The organism is Variovorax sp. 01T439_2, from assembly GCF_056398445.1.
The window spans coordinates 1-4,472 of sequence record NZ_JBFTPJ010000781.1 but is presented as its reverse complement, the minus strand read 5'-3'; the positions used below and the strand labels follow the sequence as shown (position 1 = coordinate 4,472).

The following is a 4,472-nucleotide window of genomic DNA, read 5'->3' as shown; positions in this document are numbered from 1 at the left end:
CTTGAGCACCATGTTCATGAACAGTGCCTCGAACTGGCGCGACACCTGCTTCAGGCCCTCTTCGGGCGAGCTGCGCACGGTGTAGCGCAAGGCATCGACGCCCTGCACGTCGAGTGCAAGGCGCTGGTCCAGCGCGCCGCTTCTGCTTTCCGTGATGGCCATGGCAGTGCTCAGATGATCTCGAGCTCGGCGCGCAGCGCGCCGGCGGACTTCATGGCCTGCAGGATCGACACCAGGTCCTGCGGATTGGCGCCCAGGCTGTTCAGGCCCTTGATCACGTCGGCCAGCGAGGCGCCGCCGCGCACCATCTGCAGCGCGCCACCGCCCTGGCTGATCGAGATCTGCGAGGTCTGCCCGACCACCGTGGAGCCGCCGGAAAATGCATTGGGCTGGCTCACCACGGGCTCGGTGTTGATGACCACCGAGAGATTGCCGTGCGCCACCGCGCAGTCGTTCACGCGCACCGCCTGGTTCATGACCACGGAGCCGGTGCGCGCATTGACGACCACACGCGCAACCGCCTGCGTCGGCGTCACTTCGAGGCTCTCGAGCCGCGCGAGAAAGCCCACGCGCTCCTGCGGTGCGGGCGCCCGCACCTGGATCACGCGGGCGTCGAGCGCCTGCGCCGTGCCCGCACCGAACTGCCGGTTGATGGCGTCGGCCGCCAGTTGCACCGTGCCGAAATCGGAGCGGTTGAGTTCGAGCGTGAACGTGCTTTCGCCGCCCACCGGCGCCTCGACGCTGCGCTCCACCAGCGCGCCGGCTGGAATGCGGCCCGAGCCGAGCTGGTTGACCTGCGCCTTGCTGCCATTGGCCGACGCGCCCGCGCCGCCGACCACCATGTTGCCCTGCGCAATCGCATAGACCTGCCCGTCGACGCCCTTGAGCGGCGTCATCAGCAGCGTRCCGCCGCGCAGGCTCTTGGCATTGCCCATCGAGGACACCGTCACGTCGATGTTCTGGCCGGGCCGTGCGAACGAAGGCAGCGTGGCCGTGACCATCACCGCCGCCACGTTCTTGAGCTGCATGTTCACGCCCTGCGGAATCGTGATGCCCAGCTGCTGCAGCATGTTGTTGAGGCTCTGCGTGGTGAACGGCGTCTGCATCGTCTGGTCGCCCGTGCCGTCCAGTCCGACCATGAGGCCGTAGCCGATCAGCGGGTTGTCGCGCACGCCCTGGATGCTCGCGAGCTCCTTCAGCCGCTCGGCCTGCGCCGGTGAACACAGGGTGATGGCGCACAGCGCCGCAAAGCCGATCAACGAACGCACATTGCAGAAGAAATTCATGATTTGGGGGTGAGTCATCAAAACGGCATGACGTTCAAGAAGAAGCGCTGCATCCATCCCATGTGCTGCGCCTCGTCGATGTAGCCCTTGGCCGTGTACTCGATGCGCGCATCGGCCACCAGCGTCGAGGGCACGGTGTTGTTGCCCGAGACCGTGCGCGGGTTCACCACGCCCGAGAACCGGATGTATTCGGTGCCCTGGTTGATGCCCATCTGCTTCTCGCCACTCACCAGCAGGTTGCCGTTGCGCATCACGTCCACCACCGTGACCGTGATCACGCCGTTGAAGGTGTTGTTGGCGTTGGCGCCGCCCTTGGCGTCGTGGAAGATCGCGCCATTGGCACGCCGCGGCATCGAAGAAGCCGTGTTGTCCGCCCGCGCCGTCATCGGCTGGTGCACCAGCGGCTCGCGCGGAACCTGCGCGCAGCCCGAGGCCAGCACGGCAACAGCCACCCACGGCGCCAGGCACAAGGTGCGGGAGGTCATAACTGCGCCAGGCGCTGCAGCATCTGGTCCGAGGTCTGGACCGCCTTGCTGTTGATCTCGTAGGCGCGCTGCGTGGCGATCATGTTCACGAGCTCTTCGACCACGTTGACGTTCGAAGCCTCCACGTAGCCCTGGCTCAGGATGCCCGCACCGTCGATGCCGGGGTTGACCTGGTTCGGTGCGCCGGAGGCATCGGTTTCCGCATAGAGGTTCTCGCCCTTGCTCTGCAGGCCGGCCGGGTTCAGGAAGGTGGCCAGCTGCAGCTGCCCGACCTGCACCGTGTTGGTCTGCCCGGCCTGCGTGATCGACACGATGCCGTCGCGGCCGATGGTCAGGCTGGTGGCGTTGGCGGGCAGCGTGATGGCCGGCTGCACCGGAAAGCCGCTGGCCGTGACGAGCTGGCCATCGCGGTCGGTCTGGAACGAGCCGTCGCGCGTGTAGGCGGTGGTGCCGTCGGGCATCAGCACCTGGAAGAAGCCGCCGCCGTTGATGGCCACGTCGGTCGGCTTGTCGGTCTTGGTGAGGTTGCCCTGCGAGTGGATGCGCTCGGTGGCGACCACGTGCACGCCGGTGCCCACCTGCAGGCCCGAAGGCAGCCGGGTCTGGTCCGAGGTCTGGCCGCCGACCTGGCGCAGGTTCTGGTACATCAGGTCCTCGAACACGGCGCGGCTTCGCTTGAAGCCCGTGGTGCCGACGTTGGCAAGGTTGTTCGACACCACGTCGAGTTGGGTCTGCTGGGCATCCAGGCCGGTCTTGGCGATGTAGAGCGAGCGCATCATGGCAAAAAATCCTTGGGGAAATGGGTGGTGGGGCGCGGGCTCAGCCGTACGCCAGCAGCTTGTTGGCCGACTGCGCGTTCTCGTCCGCGCTGTGCATCGACTTCATCTGCATCTCGAAGCTGCGGGCGTTGGCGATCATGGCCACCATGGCCTCCACGCCGTTGACGTTGCTGCCCTCGACCGCGCCGGTGGTCACGGTCACGGCCGCATCGGGCTCGGCCGGCGCGAGGCCCTCGCGCATGCGAAAGAGGCCGTCGGCGCCGCGCACCAGGTCGGCCACGGGCGGGTTGACCAGCTTCAGCCGGCCCACCTCGGCAATGCCGATGGCCGGGTCGCCGGCACCGCGTGCGGTGACCAGGCCGTTGGCCGCGATCCCGACGGTGGAGCCGGGCGGCACCGTCAGTGCGCCGGCATCGCCGGCCACGGGCAGCGAGCCCATGGTCGTGAGCTGGCCCTCGGCGTTCACCTGCAGGTTGCCCACGCGGGTGTAGGCCTCGCCGCCATCGGGCGTCTGCACCGCGAGCCAGCCGTCGCCGTGAATGGCGATGTCGAGCGCGCGGCCGGTTTCCGTGAGCGGACCGTGGCTGAAGTCGGCGCCCGGCGTGGTGGCAACCACGTAGGCGCGCGTCGTCGCCTCGGCGCCATCGGTCACCGGCACCGCGCGAAAGCTGTTGATCTGCGCGCGGAACCCGGGCGTGGAGGCGTTCGCCATGTTGTTGGCGACGGAGGCCTGCTGCTCCATGGCCTGCTTGGCGCCGCTCATCGCGACATACAGCATGCGGTCCATGGGCGGCTCAGCGGATGTTGATCAGGGTCTGGACGACCTGATCCTGCGTCTTCACCGTCTGCGCATTGGCCTGGTAGCTGCGCTGCGCGACGATCAGGTTGACGAGCTCGGAGGTCAGGTCGACGTTCGATGCCTCCAGCGCGCCCGAGGCGAGCGAGCCCTGCTTGGTGCCCGCGCCCGGCGTGCCGGTGAGCGGCTGGCCCGAGGCCAGCGTTTCGCCCCAGACGTTCTCGCCCATCGGCTCCAGGCCGTTGGGGTTGGCGAAGGAGGTCAGCACCACCTGGCCCATCAGCGTGGTCTGTTCGTTGGAGAACTTGCCGGTGATGGTGCCGTCGGGGTTGATCGAGAACGAGGTCAGCGTGCCGGAGGTGTAGCCGTCCTGCTTGAGCGTCTTGATCTCGTTGACGTTGCCGAACTGCGTGGTGCCCGAAAGGTCCACCGTGGCGTTGAGCGCCACCGAGCCGTTGCCGAAATTCATCGTGGGCAGCGTCAGCTTGCCGCCGGCCGGCGTGAGCAGGTTGCCGTTGCCGTCGAAGCTCATCGTCGAGATCGGCGCGCCGCCATTGAGCGCGCTGCCGTCGGCCGCGCCGTACACGTCCCAGGCATTGGCGCCGGTCTTCACGAAGAAGACGCCGAGCTCGTGCGGATTGCCGAGCGAATCGAACACCGGGCCGAGCGCGTTCGAATAGTTGAAGGTGGCCGAATCGGTGGCGGAGAACGGCGTCTTGGTGGGCACCGTGCCGCGCGCGTCCAGGTTGAAGGTGGCGTTGATGGCGGTGGTCGCCTTCGGGCTCATGGCCGTGGTCTGGACCTGCAGCGGGCCCGGCGTGCCGCCGTCCAGGCCGCCGGTGGCGGAGACGCCGTAGCCCGTCAGGCGCAGGCCCGCGGCGTTGACGATGAAGCCGTCCTTGTCGCGCGTGAACTGGCCATTGCGCGAATACATCACCTCGCCGCTCGGGCTGCTGAGGCGGAAGAAGCCGTCGCCGTTGAGGATCGCCACGTCCAGCGGACGGCTGCTGGTCTGCACCGAGCCCTGCGTGAAGTTCTGCACGATGCCCGACACCGCCACGCCCAGGCCGACGCGCGAGCCCGCATACACGTCCTGGAAGGTTGCCGCGCCCGACTTGAAGCCGAC

General features: G+C 67.8%; 5 protein-coding genes. All 5 read right to left on the bottom strand.

Annotation, left to right across the window (positions count from 1 at the left end; all coding sequences use genetic code 11):
• Positions 1 to 170: 170 nt before the first annotated feature.
• Complete coding sequence (locus tag AC1DOC_RS27655) at positions 171 to 1,286, bottom strand: flagellar basal body P-ring protein FlgI (protein ID WP_124960774.1); 1,116 nt, start codon at positions 1,284 to 1,286, stop codon at positions 171 to 173.
• Positions 1,287 to 1,303: 17 nt separating this feature from the next.
• Complete coding sequence (locus tag AC1DOC_RS27650) at positions 1,304 to 1,771, bottom strand: flagellar basal body L-ring protein FlgH (RefSeq protein WP_478130917.1); 468 nt, start codon at positions 1,769 to 1,771, stop codon at positions 1,304 to 1,306.
• Positions 1,768 to 2,550 carry a flagellar basal-body rod protein FlgG gene (gene flgG, locus AC1DOC_RS27645; RefSeq protein WP_015866968.1) on the bottom strand — a complete coding sequence of 261 codons (783 nt, stop codon included), beginning with the start codon at positions 2,548 to 2,550 and terminating at the stop codon, positions 1,768 to 1,770. The genes AC1DOC_RS27650 and flgG overlap by 4 nt, the downstream gene beginning before the upstream one ends.
• A gap of 40 nt (positions 2,551 to 2,590) precedes the next feature.
• On the bottom strand, positions 2,591 to 3,337 hold the full coding sequence (locus AC1DOC_RS27640; protein WP_478084254.1) for a flagellar basal body rod protein FlgF: 747 nt from the start codon (positions 3,335 to 3,337) through the stop codon (positions 2,591 to 2,593).
• Between the two features lie 7 nt (positions 3,338 to 3,344).
• The coding region (flgE, locus tag AC1DOC_RS27635; RefSeq protein WP_478130916.1) for a flagellar hook protein FlgE at positions 3,345 to 4,472 on the bottom strand (1,128 nt) is incomplete at its 5' end.

Coding starts and splice junctions, on each gene's coding strand:
- AC1DOC_RS27650 (WP_478130917.1), bottom strand. CDS start 1,771: ATGACCTCCCGCACCTTGTGCCTGGCGCCGTGGGTGGCTGTTGCCGTG.
- flgG (WP_015866968.1), bottom strand. CDS start 2,550: ATGATGCGCTCGCTCTACATCGCCAAGACCGGCCTGGATGCCCAGCAG.
- AC1DOC_RS27640 (WP_478084254.1), bottom strand. CDS start 3,337: ATGGACCGCATGCTGTATGTCGCGATGAGCGGCGCCAAGCAGGCCATG.